The organism is Photobacterium panuliri (genome assembly GCF_059920555.1).
Map to the genome: position 1 here is coordinate 2,558,282 of NZ_CP197192.1, position 17,727 is coordinate 2,576,008.

The 17,727-nt window shown below is 46.5% G+C and carries 13 protein-coding genes; 8 read left to right on the forward strand and 5 right to left on the reverse strand.

Going from position 1 to position 17,727, the window contains the following annotated elements:
* The first annotated feature begins 132 nt into the window (after positions 1-132).
* Positions 133-825 carry an aquaporin Z gene (aqpZ, locus tag ACSF8X_RS11720; RefSeq protein ID WP_500850037.1) on the forward strand — a complete coding sequence of 231 codons (693 nt, stop codon included), beginning with the start codon at positions 133-135 and terminating at the stop codon, positions 823-825.
* A gap of 107 nt (positions 826-932) precedes the next feature.
* On the opposite strand, the gene ydiJ is transcribed toward aqpZ, so the two are convergent.
* Both ydiJ and ACSF8X_RS11730 read right to left on the reverse strand, forming a co-directional pair.
* A complete protein-coding gene (ydiJ, locus tag ACSF8X_RS11725) occupies positions 933-4,013 on the reverse strand; it encodes a D-2-hydroxyglutarate dehydrogenase YdiJ (RefSeq protein ID WP_500850038.1) in 3,081 nt (1,026 codons plus the stop codon).
* A 104-nt stretch (positions 4,014-4,117) separates the two neighbouring features.
* Entirely contained in the window at positions 4,118-5,584 is a 1,467-nt protein-coding gene (locus ACSF8X_RS11730) for a phosphatase PAP2 family protein (protein ID WP_500850039.1), read from the reverse strand.
* A 165-nt stretch (positions 5,585-5,749) separates the two neighbouring features.
* On the opposite strand from ACSF8X_RS11730, the gene ACSF8X_RS11735 reads away from it, so the two are divergent.
* From ACSF8X_RS11735 to ACSF8X_RS11755, 5 genes are all read left to right on the forward strand, one after another.
* The gene (locus ACSF8X_RS11735; RefSeq protein ID WP_500850040.1) at positions 5,750-7,429 is read left to right on the forward strand and encodes a VRR-NUC domain-containing protein; all 1,680 of its coding nucleotides are present in this window, start codon (positions 5,750-5,752) and stop codon (positions 7,427-7,429) included.
* Positions 7,430-7,605: 176 nt separating this feature from the next.
* Positions 7,606-8,430 (forward strand): pirin family protein, encoded by an 825-nt coding sequence (locus ACSF8X_RS11740; protein WP_500850041.1) that lies wholly within the window; start codon positions 7,606-7,608, stop codon positions 8,428-8,430.
* Positions 8,431-8,841: 411 nt separating this feature from the next.
* Positions 8,842-10,893: a TonB-dependent receptor plug domain-containing protein gene (locus tag ACSF8X_RS11745; RefSeq protein WP_500850042.1), complete on the forward strand. Its 2,052-nt coding sequence runs from the start codon at positions 8,842-8,844 to the stop codon at positions 10,891-10,893.
* Complete coding sequence (locus tag ACSF8X_RS11750; RefSeq protein WP_500850043.1) at positions 10,893-11,459, forward strand: YfiR family protein; 567 nt, start codon at positions 10,893-10,895, stop codon at positions 11,457-11,459. The genes ACSF8X_RS11745 and ACSF8X_RS11750 overlap by 1 nt, the downstream gene beginning before the upstream one ends.
* Positions 11,452-13,467: a sensor domain-containing diguanylate cyclase gene (locus ACSF8X_RS11755; protein WP_500850044.1), complete on the forward strand. Its 2,016-nt coding sequence runs from the start codon at positions 11,452-11,454 to the stop codon at positions 13,465-13,467. Before ACSF8X_RS11750 ends, ACSF8X_RS11755 begins: the two co-directional genes overlap by 8 nt.
* 63 nt (positions 13,468-13,530) lie before the next feature.
* Here the strand turns inward: ACSF8X_RS11755 and ACSF8X_RS11760 are convergent, their stop codons facing one another.
* Both ACSF8X_RS11760 and ACSF8X_RS11765 read right to left on the reverse strand, forming a co-directional pair.
* Entirely contained in the window at positions 13,531-14,004 is a 474-nt protein-coding gene (locus tag ACSF8X_RS11760; RefSeq protein WP_047877047.1) for a DUF2947 domain-containing protein, read from the reverse strand.
* A 136-nt stretch (positions 14,005-14,140) separates the two neighbouring features.
* Positions 14,141-14,359: a hypothetical protein gene (locus tag ACSF8X_RS11765; RefSeq protein ID WP_084722126.1), complete on the reverse strand. Its 219-nt coding sequence runs from the start codon at positions 14,357-14,359 to the stop codon at positions 14,141-14,143.
* Between the two features lie 307 nt (positions 14,360-14,666).
* On the opposite strand from ACSF8X_RS11765, the gene ACSF8X_RS11770 reads away from it, so the two are divergent.
* Positions 14,667-16,211 (forward strand): long-chain-fatty-acid--CoA ligase, encoded by a 1,545-nt coding sequence (locus tag ACSF8X_RS11770; RefSeq protein ID WP_500850045.1) that lies wholly within the window; start codon positions 14,667-14,669, stop codon positions 16,209-16,211.
* 153 nt (positions 16,212-16,364) lie between these two features.
* Positions 16,365-17,075: a DUF3108 domain-containing protein gene (locus ACSF8X_RS11775; RefSeq protein ID WP_047877490.1), complete on the forward strand. Its 711-nt coding sequence runs from the start codon at positions 16,365-16,367 to the stop codon at positions 17,073-17,075.
* Between the two features lie 37 nt (positions 17,076-17,112).
* Here ACSF8X_RS11775 and ACSF8X_RS11780 read toward each other — a convergent pair whose 3' ends face one another.
* The gene (locus ACSF8X_RS11780) at positions 17,113-17,712 is read right to left on the reverse strand and encodes a gamma-glutamylcyclotransferase family protein (RefSeq protein WP_500850046.1); all 600 of its coding nucleotides are present in this window, start codon (positions 17,710-17,712) and stop codon (positions 17,113-17,115) included.
* Positions 17,713-17,727 lie beyond the last annotated feature (15 nt).

Here is a 17,727-nt window from a genome sequence, read left to right on the forward strand (position 1 = left end):
TCATTTTGATGGATACGGCAATTTGTTGCAGCTATGAGCCACCTTGCGGGTAAGCGTCTGGCTAGACTATTTGGATAGTGTGGTCTTACTTTGCGCATGATGCGCAACACAAACGCTCGAGGAGGCACTGGCATGCTCAAAAAACTGGTTGCGGAATTTATAGGCACATTTTGGCTGGTACTGGGTGGGTGCGGAAGCGCTGTACTTGCCGCCGCCTTCCCTGACGTAGGTATTGGCCTACTGGGTGTGTCGCTCGCTTTCGGCCTTACCGTTGTCACGATGGCCTATGCGATCGGCCATATTTCAGGCTGCCACCTCAACCCAGCAGTGACAGTCGGACTATGGTCAGGCGGACGCTTCCCTACATCGGAAGTCATTCCGTATATTTTCTTCCAAGTTCTTGGCGCGATTGTCGGTGCTTTCGTACTGTACGTTATCGCCAGCGGACAAGCAGGGTTCTCTTTAGCCGGCGGGCTAGCATCTAATGGTTATGGCGAGCATTCTCCCGGAAACTACAACCTTGTCTCGGGGTTCATCACAGAGTTTGTCATGACCTTTATGTTTTTAATTGTCATCCTTGGGGCAACCCATAAGCTGGCTACGCCAGCAATGGCAGGCTTGGCTATCGGCTTGGCACTAACGCTCATTCACCTTATCAGCATTCCTGTTACCAACACATCGGTTAACCCCGCACGAAGTACCGGCCCAGCCCTCTTAGTCGGTGATTGGGCAATGGCGCAGCTATGGCTATTTTGGCTAGCACCTCTACTAGGAGCCGTTGTTGCCGGATGGGTATACCGCTGGCTTAGCCCGCAGACTGACTAAGCTACATTTTCCTTGCACCCCCATTCAAACTCTCTGCCTATTCACATTCAAAAAGGGGCTCGCGCCCCTTCCGTTCGTTTCACCCAAATGACGTCAATAAGCTAGGGTCACATTGCCCGCAAAACCTGAAGCAAAACCTGCACTGGGTGTTTCATCTTGATGTGCTCAAGCCGTTTTACTTGGCTACGGCAGGAATAACCCGTCACCATACAGCGCTCAGGATCCAGCTTGGCAATATTCGGCTGCCAGCTTAATCCATAGACCGACTTAGAGAGTTCAAGCTTATCTTGTTCATGGCCGAATGTCCCTGCCATACCGCAACAACCAACGGCAACAGGCCGTAACTTGGCACCAAAGTGGGCAAATATTTGTCCCCACTCTTTTTCAGCATTTGGCAGTTTTGTTTTCTCGGTGCAATGGGCAAACAGATACCATTCCTCACCCTGTACAGGCAAAGGCTCACTGCTACCAAGTTCTTCCAGTAGCCATTCATGGGCTGTCAGGACTTGGAAATCCCCCCGCCCGTCACCGAGGATCTCGTTGTACTCATCGCGATAACAGAGCACCAGCGCCGGATCCACCCCGATCATCGGGATCCCTAGCTGGGCCAGCTGATTCAAAAACGCTGCCGTATTCTGAGCCGTCTTGGCAAACTGACGCAAAAAACCCTTGATATGCTGAGCCTTGCCATTGGGTTTGAACGGCACCAACATCGGCTTCTTACCCAGCTTGTCAGCCAGCAGCACCAAGTCCTTTACCACATCGGCGTCATAGTAACTGGTGAATGGGTCCTGAACGATCAATAGGTACTTCTCACGCTCCGCAGGCGACAATGCTTCCAGCCACTGCTGATCGAAACGCAAAGCATGATGACCATCGAGACTCTCCATCAACGTCGGTACTGACAACAACGGCATATCAACATATCCGATCGTCTTTGCCGTCAGTTTCTGCGACCAAGATGGCCTCATCAGTGCATTGAAGGTCGCAGGTGCTTTCGCCATCAACGGCAAGTAGCTCTCAACATAGGCAACCAGATAATCTTTTACCGGTCGCTGGTAACGGCTGTAATACATATGCATAAAGCGTGAACGGAAACTGGGCACATCCACTTTTATCGGACATTGACTGGCGCAAGCCTTACAGGCCAGACAGCCATTCATTGCCTCCATCACCTCATGGGAAAAATCATATTCATCGCGATGTTTACCGAATGTATTGCGAAAACGGTCAATAATGTGCTTAACAGTGGGTGCGGTAAGCATCAGCTCCTTTTCCAGCACAACCGGATCGATACCTTGTGCAGCAAGCTGCCGTAACCATTCTCGTACCAGTCCCGCCCGGCCTTTCGGTGAATGGCGGCGGTCAGCCGTTACCTTCATCGACGGGCACATTGGCGAGCTATTATCGTAGTTAAAACACAGCCCGTTACCGTTACACTCCATTGCCTGTTTGAAACTATCACGGACTTTCACTGGGATCTGGCGGTCGTAAAATCCGCGCTTGATACTGTCTACCTTCACCAGTTCGGCATCACTGCCAAGCGGGGTGCACACTTTTCCCGGGTTCATCCTATTATCCGGATCAAAAGCCGCTTTTATCCGCCGTAATTCCGTGAATAGCTCATCCCCGAAGAATGCAGGGCCGTACTCGGAACGATACCCTTTGCCATGCTCACCCCACATCAGGCCACCGTACTTGGCCACCAGCGCAACCACCTGATCAGACAATGATTTCATCAGACGCTCTTGCTCGGGATCACAAAGATCCAATGCTGGCCTGACGTGTAACACACCCGCGTCGACATGGCCGAACATGCCGTAATCAAGGTGTTTGTCATCAAGTAACTGGCGAAACTCGGCGATGAAATCAGCCAGATTTTCCGGCGGTACGCAGGTATCCTCAGCGAAAGCGATCGGTTTTTTGCGCCCTTTCGCCGCACCCAGTAAACCCACCGCTTTCTTACGCATGTTATAGATCTTCTGGATCCCAGCCAGATCATCACAAATCTGATAACCAATAATGCCGTTTTGCTGACTGGCCAGCATCTCATCCAAACGCTGGCACAACCCGGATACCAAACTGCTGTTCTCGTCTGCATTGTTACCCGCAAACTCGACCATATTGATGCCCAGCATTTCCTGCCCCGGCACGTCTTCCAACAGATCACTGACCGTGTGCCAGACAATATCCTGCTTGGCCAAGTTCAACACTCGCGAATCCACCGTCTCGACAGACAGGGCCTGTGCTTCAACCATCATTGGTGCATTGCGCAAGGCCGAATCAAAACTGTCGTATTTGATATTAACGAGGGTGCGCGCCTTGGGGATAGGGGTAATATTGAGTTTGGCTTCGGTGATAAATGCCAGTGAACCTTCAGCCCCGCATAACAAACGAGTGACATCAAATTGCTCAAGGCGTTCATCAAATACATTTTTGAGATCATAACCGGTAAGAAAACGGTTAAGAGGAGGAAACTTGGCAAGGATCTGAGAGCGTTTCTGGTGGCATACCCTAGCTGCAGCCTGTACGGCATGAACGGCCAGCTCGCCGCTATCCGATACTACCGCAGGATCTGCCTCTTCTAAGAGGTCACCAAAAGGCTGAGGGCCGCTGTACAAAACAGACCCGTCAACCAGAACGGCTTCGAGCCCCAATACATGATCAGAGGTCTTGCCATATTTTAATGACCCCTGCCCCGATGCATCGGTATTGATCATGCCACCGATAGTCGCTCGGTTGCTGGTCGAAAGATCAGGAGAGAAAAAATAGCCGAAGGGACGGAGCGCATCATTAAGCTGATCCTTAACGACCCCCGTCTGTACCCGAACCCACCCCTGCTCGACGTTGATCTCAAGCACCTTGTTCATGTGGCGCGACAAATCAACAACTATGCCCGGGGTCAGCGACTGGCCATTGGTACCCGTGCCGCCCCCCCGAGCAGAAAACGTTATCGTCTTGAAAGACTGATCTCGGCCAACAGTACCGATAAGAATCACATCAGCAGTATTCTTTGGCAACACAACGGCTTGTGGCAACTGTTGATAAACGCTGTTATCTGTCGCAACGGCCAGTCGGCTGGCATAGCTAATTTCAATATCGCCCTCGAACCCCGCCAGCTCAAGGGCAGTGAGGTAAGACAATACGCGCTCATCGGTACTGTCTCGGTAAGTCAGTGCAGGTAACATTGCTCTCCTTGTCCAGTATCTCGTCGTATCCTACGACTACTGGCCTCCTAAATCTTATTGTCCTGACACTTTACCCTACCGCTACAGGGAAAAAAAGTGTGACCTCAACGACACTTGCCCCTTACCCACGATGCGCCGGCAACAAACCACAAACTCATCAGGAAACAGCCAAATGCATTGATCCCTAAAACAATCAAACTAACGGTTTGTACGGCCGCCAATTCCTCCGTGCCACACCAGATTACAGCTGCACCACCCCCGAGCATCAGCAATGCCAATATTCGCCCCTTAAGGGTCTCGGGGGCGGGTTGATCAAATCGAACTGCTGTTTCCATCGCAACCATCACTCCCAACATTGCAGAGAATGCGTAGGCATGTAATGGGTCCAAGGTATAGCTGGCTCCCACACCAACAGCAAACGTCATGCAGAGCCAGAATGTTTTGCTCGTCATACAACGCTGCAAACTGTCTGGATTCATCTCTCGCCATACCGCCCAAGCAGAAACAATAACTAACCCCAACATGATACTCAGCACAGTATCGCTGATAAATTGCACGCCATACCACACACGGACCATCCCTTGTGCCAATATCAGCATCAACATCGAAGCCATTAACACCCTTTTGTATCGCCCTTTGGTTAGCCTATTTAACCCATACCATGCACCACCCAAAACCATCGTTGCGGTCATCGTATGAGAACTCGGAAAACCAAATCCGTAGGCCTCGATTCTTTGCAATTCAGGAAGGACAAAAAAAGGCCTTGGCGATGCAAACCAATATTTAAGAGTCGACGAGGCCACCAGCATAACCAAAGAAAACAAAAGACATTCAAGCAATACAGAACTACGGCAGCTTACTGCCACTAATAACCCCAAGCACAGCAATACCCATAATTCACCCGGCTGATTGGCGATAAACATCACCCCATCGAAACCCGCTTGCAGCCAGTGTGGCCAGTTCTCAGTGAGCGCTTGGAAGTTAATGACGAACGGTAACTCAATACGATGCAGCATAGATAGTTGATGAGTAAGCGAATCATAGTACTGAATCTGACTTTCAGGCGTTCTTGCCAGCCACTTCGGCAACAAGTTCACATCTTCAGGATAACGATAGTTACTAATATCCAATTGCCGAGGGTCAAGAAGATAGACCCGTTCAACTTCAGTGGCAAAATGTTTGGAAAACCATGAAGCAACGATCATGAAGCCATTATGATCCCGAAAATTTGACACAGGAATCGGGCTAGTTGCCACGCACGCATAAACGGCTGCCCGAGAGCGGTATTGCAATAGTTCAACAACCTCAACATCTACGCCCGTTTCTTCCAATACTTCCCTGACAGCAGCTTCTGGTGCTGTATTACCATCATCAATATACCCCCCAGGAAGGGAGTATTTCTGGGTAATCACTTCCGAGAGCATCAACATTTTGTCTTGGTGGCGTATGACACAGACAGAGCCGACAATATGCTTAGGTAATTTAATGCTTGATTCTAATTTAGGATTAGCTGATATCTGACCGCTGATCAGCAAACAACAAATAAAGCCAAGCCAGTAGACAAATTTCATCTTAGTTATATGCTTCCAATGTCAAGCCACCCATTTAGAGGGAAAGATGTGAAAATAAACACAAAATGTATAATATCAATAGCTAGCCCCATAAACCATTGAGAATAATAATGATTCTTTTATGCTCATAATAAAAACCATTTCTATTCCCAAGGCAAATAAATTATGAACAATTCACACCCTCAGAAAATATCAAATCCGCTGCGACCTGAGTTGCCTTCCGATTACTACCACACAAACTTTCTCGAACTTATTCATACCGTCTCAGAACAATATGCAGATTTACTTCGCGAAGAAGAGCAACATTGGGTTGATACCTTTAATCAACTAACGCACCCCGCTCAACAACTCTACATCCGCTTGCTTTCTCGAAAAGGAGACATATACCGGCAGGGCAAACTTCACTACACCGAAATTAACAATATTCCAAAAGCTTGCCAGCAACTGGCTAATGCAAAACTCATCTCCGTTATCTCTGAGCATTCACCACATATCGATACATTACGACCAAGGGTTTTCAATCTATTTACCAAGCCCGAGCTTGTCAGCAAATTCCCCCATGTTTTAGTGAACAAAGATCTTCCAAAGCCAAAGATAATTGACCTTTTATGCAAGGAAAATATAGAGATAAACGCATGTGGGGAATCTATTATTCAAGTTAGCCATCCACAGTTTCTCACTACCTTTTTACTGTGTTTTTTTGGTAATACCCACCAAGCGCTCAGTCAATTTGTTATTTCAGATCTGGGGATCCAGCAGTTTGAAACTTACACGATTGACCGCAATACCCGTTTTTTCAAACATCGACGTGATATGGAGTCCTGGCTGTTATTAAGCTCACTCAACGAGGCGTATTGGCAGGCTAAACAAGAAAAAAATACCGAGCAGTTCAACAAACTCCTGACACAACTTCCGCCACCATTCAGCTGGGCCAAACTTGAAAGGAAGCGCTGTCGGCTGCTCAATCACCTAGCCAGAGAGCTGGAACGCCAAGCGGGCTCTGACTCAACCAAGCTCAAAGCAGCATTGGCACTGTACAAGCAGAACGATTTACCCCCGTCCCGCGAACGGCAGGTACGCATTCTAGATAAACTTGGCGAACACGCAGAGGCTGACTCGATCGCCAAAGAAATGCTCGCCAGCCCACAAAATGAAGAAGAGCGGGATACCGCCACCCGTTTATGCCGCAACCTTGCTCGCAAGCTCAAGCGCCCTTTCACTCCAGCCACAAAACCGCCTATCACTCAGAGTAAACTATCCATCCCCAACACAGCTCTTCGGGTCGAACGGGCCGTCGCCGATTATTATGAACAGCAAGGATGGCAAGCCTATTATGTTGAAAATACACTATTTACGGCATTATTCGGTTTGTTATTCTGGGACATCATATTTTCACCCGTAGAAGGCGCGTTTCAGAATCGTTTTCAACGCTCCCCCTACGATATGTTTTCATCAGAGTTCTACCCAACACGCCAGAAAGCAATTGATCACCGTCTAGACATGCTTGAAACGGGTCAATGGCAAAATTGGTCTGTGGTCTACCAATCCAAATATGGTATCAGCAACGACTGGGTTGCCTGGCATTTGGTTTCATCGACTTTGGTCGACCAAGCCACAGCTCTTCTTTCTCCACAAGCATTAAGTGGTATATTCCGCCGTATTCTGTTCGATCCGCGCAATAACCGAAGCGGCTTTCCCGACCTCATTCTTATAAGCACAGATAACATCAAACTTGTTGAAGTCAAAGGACCTGGCGACAAACTTCAACACAACCAAATCCGATGGTTTGAGACATTTACTGAGCTTGGAATTCAGGCTGAAGTGGCTTACGTTGAATGGATATAATGCCACTCAATATTCCTAGGATCTCAACCTTCAGTGGCGCCAAAGAATAAGCCCTCTCTTTCGTGCCATAACATCCACATGAAGAAAATATTCATGGTTAAAACCGAGACTTCGGTCTAATCTTTTAGAAAAACAGAGGCAGTAGCCCAAGAGCTTTCATGATGTTGGTGGCAATCATGAGTAAAACCCGGCAAATACAGAACGTCCGATTCGGCATCAAACACGGCCCGCGAACCGCTTTCATCTCACCGCGAGATCACAATCAATGCAACCCATTCATGTCATGGGATCATTTCGAAGCATCCAAAATCACGGCCAAGCGTCCCTTGCAATACCACGGGTATTCTGGCGTTGAAACCCTATGTTACCCCGTATCCGGTAGCTTGCTTCAAAATGACTCTATCGGCTCAAGAATCTTAAGAAGCGGTGATATCAATGTCATGAATTCAGGCTCTGGAATGATACAACGTAATACCTTACTCCCACACAATGGACATATTGAAACCTTTAGCCTGTGGACCGCTCTACCTGCAGGCAAAGAAGAAATGGCAAACGCAGCCAGCCAGTCATTCCCGACTCAATCCCTACCACTTGTTGAAGAAAAAGACAGTACAACGAAAGTACTGCTTGGCAACTACCATGCTGCGACAAGTCCTGGAAGCTGCCGCACTCCCGTCACATTACTCGATATTATTATTTCCCCGTATGGAAATTGGCACTTTGCCCCACCGGAAAACCTCACCCATGGGTTCATCTATATCCGTTCGGGTTCTGTCTACATTTCAGGACATCAACTACACCCTAGTCAAATGGCAACGCTTAAACCTTCTCACCTCGAAATTTTACTAAAAACAGGAAAAATCGGGGCGAGGCTTTTTGTTGCATTAGGTAAGCCTCTGCAGCAACCATTTTTTACTAATCGAAACTCAGTGCATTCAAGCCCAGAAAACGAGTCAAAATCAACTCAAAATATTATGCAACTTTTAGCAAAGAGGCCGTGACGATTGCAGCCTTTTCAACATATATGGTATCCGGATCACAAATCTCACTATTCAATTTTTTGACACCATCCACGTCACCACCAATCATTTTTGAGTCAAATAAGCAACAAAATAAGAGAAAATATATCAACCTCGAGCAAAACACGTTCCATAAACGACACCAGCGTCAAATTCACAAACACAGACCTCGCAACAACATACCCAAAAAGCCCAAACAGATAAGTATCCATCCCTATTTGGAATTTTCGGACATTTTTTAATCCATGAAAAATCTTTTTAAAAATAAGGCATTAGTGACTTTTTTGGTAATATATAGTGGTCTTTTTTATTTTGATTTCATTGAATATGTCTACACCGACACCGCAGCAGAAAGCCCTATTTATACAGCCATCATTTCTGGCTAGTGTACTTATGCTGACAATGTCTTGTTACGTTAATGCTAACGACTTGGATATTCTGCTGGCAATGAGCCTTGAGGATCTCAGTAACACAGACATTAGCGTCACTTCGGCTGCCAAAAAGCCACAGAATATCGAAGATATCCCAGCCGCTGTTTATGTCATCACCAATGAACAAATTCGCCGCAGTGGCGTTCGTTCGGTTGCCGAAGCCCTTGCCTTGGCTCCCGGGGTACAAGTTACCCGTATTTCAGAATTTAACTGGCAAGTTTCATTACGCAGCCTTAATGAAGTCCTTTTCAATAAACTGCTGGTAATGATTGATGGACGAAGCGTCTACAGCCCGCTGATGTCCGGCACCTTCTGGCATACTATTGACGCCCTCTTTCAAGATATCGACCGAATCGAAGTTATACGCGGTACAGCAGGCACCATGTGGGGAGGTAATGCCGCTAACGGTGTGGTCAATATCATCACAAAAAGCAGTACAGACACGCAGGGACATTACGCCGAAGTTGCTGCTGGTGAAAAAGATTATCAAGAATTCAATTATCGCTATGGTTTCAGCCTCGACGATAACACCACTGCCCGTTTCTATATGAAAGGGGTAACAAGTGATTACTATCTGGTTAATGATGATTCATGGCGTAATCTCAGCGGGGGATTCCGAGCCGATCATAACGTTGATAATCGAAATATTTCAGTACAGGCTGGCGGCTACCAAACACGATCGCAACACTATTGGTTCTACGGTAACTTCTACTTACCGCCAGAAGATGTCTTTACCAATACGACCTTAAATGTCTTCTCGCGCGGGGCCTATGCTAGCTTTGACTGGATAGAGCAATATAACGACAAAACAACCTACGAATTACACTTGTGGGCAGATGCCAACAGCACTAACGAACCCTCGGCCCAAGGTGAATTCTATACCTTGGACCTTGATACACTCGCTCATCACGCCTTATCGGAAAAACATCAATTAACTGCCGGTGGTGGTGTCCGTGTTATTCATCGCCGTACTGAATCCTATCCCGATGACTTCTACTCGCATGTCGAACCTTGGGGGCGTTATAGTCACGACCCGATCGGTACCGATTTCATCGTCAATGGCTATGGCCAGATCGAATCTCAGCTAAATGACCAATGGTTTTCGACCATTGGTGCCAAAATCGAATATTTCAGCCTCAACGACAGCGTAGAGTTTCAGCCTCAAGCACGCTTTCTTTACCGTCATAATGACCAGCAGCAATTTTGGTTCGGTGCAGGCCGGGCAGCCGTCACGCCATCATTTGTCGAAAGCAAAACAGACAGCTACATGCTCGGTACTGTTGGTATTACCGATGGTAATGGCAACATCATAGATTCAAGGCCGGCGGTGGTATATACCGTAAATAATCAGAACCTGAAAAATGAAACGGTACGTACCATCGATGCGGGTTACCGCTATTCACCAACCCATTCCCTGTCTATCGACAACACAATTTTTTACAGTAAATACAAAAATTTAAGAATGGAAGGTGACAGAGCTTGGGCATGTGTCTACGGTGAATGCATCGACGGCAGCACCCTGCCTTATGAAATCTTCACTCTAATCAATACATTCTCAGACGGATTAAATGCCGATAGCTACGGTTTTGAAACCGCCATTCAATGGCAGCCATTATCAGCACTTAAGCTCAACACCAGTTACAGCTATATGAAAACAAACGCTGAATGCAGTGGTTCTGCAGGATGTGATGCGAATGCGACATCCGGCTACCGGCTTATGTATGACCATCAACCAGCCCATTTCGCGTCGATACAAAGTCTTTGGCAGATCACCCCTGCCTGGCAATTGGATCTCTGGCTCAAATACAAAAGCAAAGTTGAAGCCGATGTTCCAGCCTTCTCAGCACCGTCAATCACCACGCTGGATGTCCGCCTAGCTTGGCAGCAAAAACCATGCTGGCCAAGAATTGAATGGATCATCGATGGTATTGGTAAAGATCCCTATGAAGATTTACCGGGTAAGAGCCTGATTGAAGAAACCTTTTTCATGCGGGCGGCTTGGGATCTACCATAATGAACAAACCATTATTACCGACATTCTTGATTGTGCCGCTAACCGGTCTAATTCTGATGCTAATCTCAGCATGGGCCAAAGCAGGCAGTGAGCCCGCAGCTGGATTTGCAGCACACCAAATCAAGGCCGTTTATATCTACCGACTCGCCAGCTTTATTCGCTGGCCGGGCGACACTGTGCTTCCGAAACGCTTTTGCGTAATAGGAAGAAACAGTATCACCCTCACTTTGGGCACCTTACTTGATAAAAATAAGCTGCAATTACTCAGCCCGACGAGCATGACCGAGGCCAGCAAGAAGTGTGACCTGCTATACATTACAGAACAAAAATTATCAGCATTTCAAAGCTTGCCGCAATATCCGGGGCTTCTCACGATCAGTGATAACCCTAATACCCTAGCCATTGGTGGGATGATTGAGCTTCGCACAATTAACAATCAAATTAAGCCTGCGATTTCGAGCCAACATATACACAATGCCAATCTATCGGTCAGTTCCATGTTAATGCGAATCGCTATTACCGATGATGAACAAACCGCCCTCCAGCAGGAGGATGCTAATGAATAACTGGATAAGTAAACTATCGCTCAACCAACGCCTCTCTTTCCCAATTATGGCGTTTATATTAGCGGTCTTTGCCTGCTTCCAATTTACCAGCTACCGAAGCTACCTCAATATTGAGCGAGACAACCTGCTTACCCGGACCCAGATTCTGGCTACCGGGGTCGGAGCGAACCTAACCGCCGCGATTCAGTTCAATGACTTCTATGCCGCCGAAGAGATATTAGCGTCATTCAATGCCGACAACCTCATTACCATGGCCAGCCTTGAACTACCCAACCACACTGTTTTTGCTCAATACCATAATGAAAACAACGTATATGTAGCCCCAACTCAAAAACAAGAGACCAGAATTCGTGACAATGGCTACTATTTCAGCCACGAATTACTGTACATGATTGTACCTGTCACTATTAATAGCTCAGAAATAGGCCATATCCATTTAGCTGTTTCTTTAAACAAACTCCATCAAATACGAGTAAATCACCTACAAGTCAGTTTGTTTCTGCTGATTTTGATCTCAGCTACCGGTATTTATATTATCAATCGCCTCCAGCTTTGGGTGGTCACCCCCATCACCAAGTTGAACGACGGTATCAAGCGGATAATCAATGACAAACAATATCTGCCGATCCTAGAACAAAAACACAGCAATGATGAGTTCTATGAGCTGACACGTAGCTTTAATAACATGGTCTCAACCATCAGCCAGCGAGACAATGAACTGCAAACGGCAATGAAACATCTTTCAGATGAAAAGTCCTTCGCAATGAACATCATTGAAACAGTGCAACATGCCCTTCTTGTCGTTGACCAGCAAGGTAATATCACATTAGCCAATAATACCTGCCACAGTGTTTTTGGCCGTCCCGTCGCCATGATGATGTACCAGCCACTGACTGACATCCTACAGCCTGTCGACAAAGACGCATTCACTCTGCTGTTTAACCAGGCCCTAAAACAAAACCACCAATTAGATAATTTGCTAATTGAAGGCCTCAACAACAAAGGGGAAGTTCGTACCTACCAGATCATCAGCCGACCATTGCACCAACAATACCAAATATTGTTTGCAATCAGTGACGTCACTATCAGTCATCAGGCAGCAAGGCAATTGCAACTAGCGGCAAAAGTCTTCGACAACAGTCAGGATTCTATCTTGGTGCTGGACAGTAAGGGGGTCATCTCTATGGTCAACTCCACTTACCTGAATATTACGGGATTCACCGAAGAACAAATCAACGGCCAACATTACAGTTTTTTGGTCGATATTAATGAGTTTAATCAGGTCAGCCCCGTTCTCCGTCGAGAATTGTCGGCCAACAACCAATGGCACGGTGAGATCAATTCTCATACTGCTAACGGCGAAGTACTGCCACTGTTTGTACGTACCCATCGTATAACAGACCCTTATACCCAAGAAGTACAGACTGTTGTGGTTGCCTCTGACCAGCGTTCATTGCATGAGATGCAGCGTCTCGAACATATGGCGAACCACGATCCTCTGACCAGCTTGCCTAACAGGGTCAAGCTAATGCAAACACTGGACAGCTTTCTCAGTCATCAGGTATTAACTTTTGAATCATTTGCGGTTTTGTTTATCGATCTTGATGGGTTTAAATCGGTAAATGATACCTATGGCCATAACATCGGTGATGAAGTACTAAAGATCATTGCCAAGCGCCTCAACGATTCTGTCCGCAAATGCGATATGGTCTCTCGTCTGGCGGGTGATGAGTTCGTTATCCTACTGTCACCGACAATCAGCGAGGAAGGCGTGAACGTAACTAGCGAACGCATTCTCTCTTTGCTTCGTGAACCGTTGCACATTCCAAAGATAAAAAACCATATCGAGCTAGGCGCCAGTATTGGTTGCTACTATGTCAATGCTACCGATTTTCAAAACAGTGATGACATTTTAAGACGGGCCGATAAAGCAATGTATGAAGCGAAAATGAAGGGAAAAGGCCAGGTAGCCCATTTCAACAGCCTGAATAATGACTTAATTCTATGAAAAAACAGCCTAGACGGCTGTTTTTTCATATCCAGTATGACCTAGATTTGAGCAATTCAACGACTATGGGCGATTGGCCAACTTGAATTGTCCGTCAGAGCTAAACCATATTGCTTGTGTTTTCTTGCGACCAAGTAAGATAGGACCGTCATCAAAGAACAAGAAGTTTTTCCAATTGCGCTTGAACACCGACCATTTCGTTTCAATAACGTTGTACTTTTCATAGCAGAAAAATACCGTCGTATTATCTTCCCAATCAATAAAATTCAAAATAGCCTCTGGCAATTCAGGCTCATCGCCATCCCAAGCCAATTGCCAATCTTGTGGTTCAGACCAAATTTTATCGTCAAAGGCCCAATCACCAACACCAAAATGATCGGCATCTGAACTTTGGCTGCTGACATGCTCACGCCAAATTTGAGATGCACGGGCTTGAGTAAACGGTTTGATCAATGCCAAATCGGTTTCTGCCACTGGCATTGAAGCATGAGTGAAAATCCACTTGCGGTTATAGCTATCTAAATCAACGTAGTTCATTGGGTGACCTAATCATCTTTGACCTGAGGAATTTACCTGAGACAACCTTGAAGTGCCAGCGGAAATGGTAAAATTACCGATGATTAAGTCCGGGATTTCGGGGGGCACTGCACAAAGGCCCCCTGAGCGGTCAGTGCTATTTTTTCACGTCCCATAAATTACTTACCCACCCCCCTATATCAGGATCATAGTGGCAATTGGTGAACCTCTGCTCTGAACGCTGCTCGACATGATTTCGGGATTCCAGTAACTGAGAAATGTGGCAAGCCATAGGATCGCCATCGCTTGTCAAACGGCGACGCATCGCGACCTCTTTGATGATTTGTAATCGATATGCCGAGTTCATCTTCTTCATCTTTCCACGCCTCTGTCAGTGAAACCCAGATAAAAATAGAACCTGGTTAAAAAAACGTCAAACAGCTCACACGATACTGTCATATTCTTCATGTAAGGCTCGTAACTAACATCTCCTTACTTTTCATGTTGTTATTAAACAATGATTTAACACGCCTACGAATTAGCCGATCTATACAAAGATAAAATAATGATTTTGAAGTAAAATATATTTATCGATCTAACGCACATAATTTACCGAGCAACCTAAAACCTAACCGGGCTGCCTATATTAGAATTGTCATAAACGCCAGAAGATAAAAAATAGAATGTATAATTTAGCTACCAATCTCGAACGCAATGCCGAATTTCGCAGTAAAGACACCGCCATTATCTTCAACGAAGACAAAATTGATTACGCCACCCTCAACCAACAAGTCAACAAAGTAGCCAACCAGTTGGTAAGACTCGGGCTGCAAGCCGATGATAAAATCGCTCTTTCCTGCCCCAATACACCCGCATTCGTTATCGGATACTATGCAATCCAAAAAATTGGAGCCATTACTGTTCCACTAAACGTCATGCTCAAAGGCCCAGAAGTCGCTTATCATCTTGCCGATTCTGATGCTGTTGCTCTTATCTGCTTTGAAGGCAATAGCACACTGCCAACGGGTGAATACGGTTTTGAGGGCTTTAGCCAAACCCCTAGCTGCAAACACTTTATCCGCATTGAATCAGGAGCAGAAACCCCTGCCCCCGAAGGATCCCACAGTTTCCAGCAATGGCTTGCAGGTGCCCCCGTCCATTTCGATGCGGTTTATCGTCGAGCCGAAGACAGTTGCGTCATTCTCTACACATCAGGCACAACCGGTCGCGCCAAAGGGGCGGAACTCAGTCAAAGCAATATGCTGTGTAATGCTCAGGCATGTCAGGCATTAACCAATCAAAAAGGCACGGATGTCAGTATGGCGATTCTGCCGCTCTTCCACACCTTCGGCCAGTCATTGATCATGAACACTTCAATCCTTGCCGGTAGCGCGTTGGTTCTAGTGCCGCGTTTTGTTCCTAAAAACGTCATGCACTTAATGCAGACACATAAGGTGACACACTTAGCAGGCGTACCAACAATGTTTATTGGCCTGCTCGCCTTTGCCGAAAAACATGGTGGCGACTATATAGAGGACATTGCGGCCAACCTGAAAGTTGCCATCTCTGGCGGCGCATCAATGCCCGTTGAAGTACTCAAACAATTCGAGCAAAAACTCAACGTACCGGTCATTGAAGGCTATGGCCTGTCTGAATCCTCGCCAGTCGCAGCGTTCAACCATCTGGAGTATCAGCGTAAGCCAGGCAGTATAGGCCAACCCCTGCCGGGTGTGACCATGAAAGTCGTGGACAACGAAGGCAACGAGGTACCCCGGGGCAAGGAAGGCGAGTTGCTGATCCGTGGCCACAATGTAATGAAGGGCTACTATAAAAAACCGGAAGAGACAGCGAAAACTGTCGTTGATGGCTGGCTCCATACCGGCGATATCGTACGTATGGATGATGACGGTTATGTCTTTGTGGTCGATCGCCTCAAAGAAGTGATTATCAGAGGCGGGTTCAATATTTATCCTCGCGATATCGAAGAAACCTTCATGGCTCATCCAGCCGTGCACATGATCGCGGTGATCGGTGTACCCCATAAAACCTACGGCGAAGAAGCCAAAGCCTTCATACTTCTCAAGGAAGGGGCTAACGTATCAAGCAAAGAACTGGCGGCATGGGGCAAAGAACGTTTGGCTGATTACAAATACCCTCGCCTAATTGAGATCGTGGCCGAGTTGCCAATGACAGCAACGGGAAAGATCCTCAAACGCCTGTTGAAATAATCACATCTGGAATAAAAGAAAGCGGTCTGGCTGGCCGCTTTCGTCTACCCTTAACTATGAGCTTGTCGGCTGACAATCTGCTTTTTATTGGTTCAGGATGTGGATGTTATAGTGCTACGATTATCAACACTGTGTTACCTGATCGGCTTTTTGATGATGAAGCCGACATCAGTACTCGCCCAACCTTCAACGGCTTTCCACCAGTGCAACAAAACCTTTAATTATCAACTGTATTTCAATAATCTCAAAATCGGGCAGTTTACCCGAACCCTCAACTGGAAAGACTCTCAGGCTAACATTAATTCTTACAGTACAGTCAACGTATTAGCGACAAAAACACGCTTTCGCCAACAATCAATAATATACTGGTCAGCACAGCAACAAAGTTTTCTGACCAAAAGCTTTAAGCGAGATATCAATGGGCTGCTTGGCGGTTCAACCCAAGCGACGTTCAGTAATCACGGATTACAATCTGAAGTCAGCGTCGATGGTACAAAAAACAGTTACACCAGTAATAAACAACCCTTACTCGATGCCGATGCCATTGGCAGCCAAATTCGACTGATGTTAATCGAAGGTAAGACGCAATTTAATTTCAAAATGCAAGATACCGATGAAGTGAATCATTACTATTTCCAAGTAAAAGGGAAAGAGACTATCAATTCAAACTTCGGAAAAATCAGAACCATCCGTGTTGAGCAGATCAAGAAAAATGACCGCAAATTTGTTATGTGGTTTTCTCCGGATATTGACTACCAACTAGTACGTGCGACCTACCAAAGAAAGATCCTCGACTTAAAAGCCGTCATGCTCAGCAAACGAATTTCCTGCCCACCCCAGCAGGTCGTGGTTAAAACCCCTTAGGCATTATTTTCTTCATTTCACTATGACAATCGCCTTATCAGCCCTTCTCAAATTTTGCTGTTGTTCTTGGTATCTGTGCCAAAAGTTGGTCAATATGCGCTAAATGCTCACGTTCAACCCCTGCATGCTTGCCATACTTTGGCTGATGGCGATCATTTTCCCTTGGGTAATTCCAACCATTTGTCGTTTCAACAAAAGTTTTGGCAAAAATTGGAGAGATAGACAAACATCCGGCCAGCACTGTATCAACGTAAGTTTGCATAATTGGCCAGTGCTGGCATGGAGGTTCCGTTTCATCCTTGGTATACACCCACAATGGCAACTCCCGATTAAAGCAATTTAGCGCGCTTTGGTCGCGATCGAAAGTTTCAATTTGCCCTGGTTCTAGCGCTACACGCGTATAGCCCTTTTCCCTTAAATCAAACTGAGCCAAGGCAGCCTCATCCACTTCGACCAATACCCCATTACAGTGCCCCTTACCCATCCTCGCCACCAAGGGAGCGATTTGGTAACTCCCATTCACTTTTCCCCAATGACGCTCAAGGCCATGAACGGTTACGGGTATCGCCGCTTGGGTATTCCCCGTCATCTGGCGAGAATATTGATTAATCAAGCTGCCGTAGCCAAAGATATACATACCATTGCTCCCTTA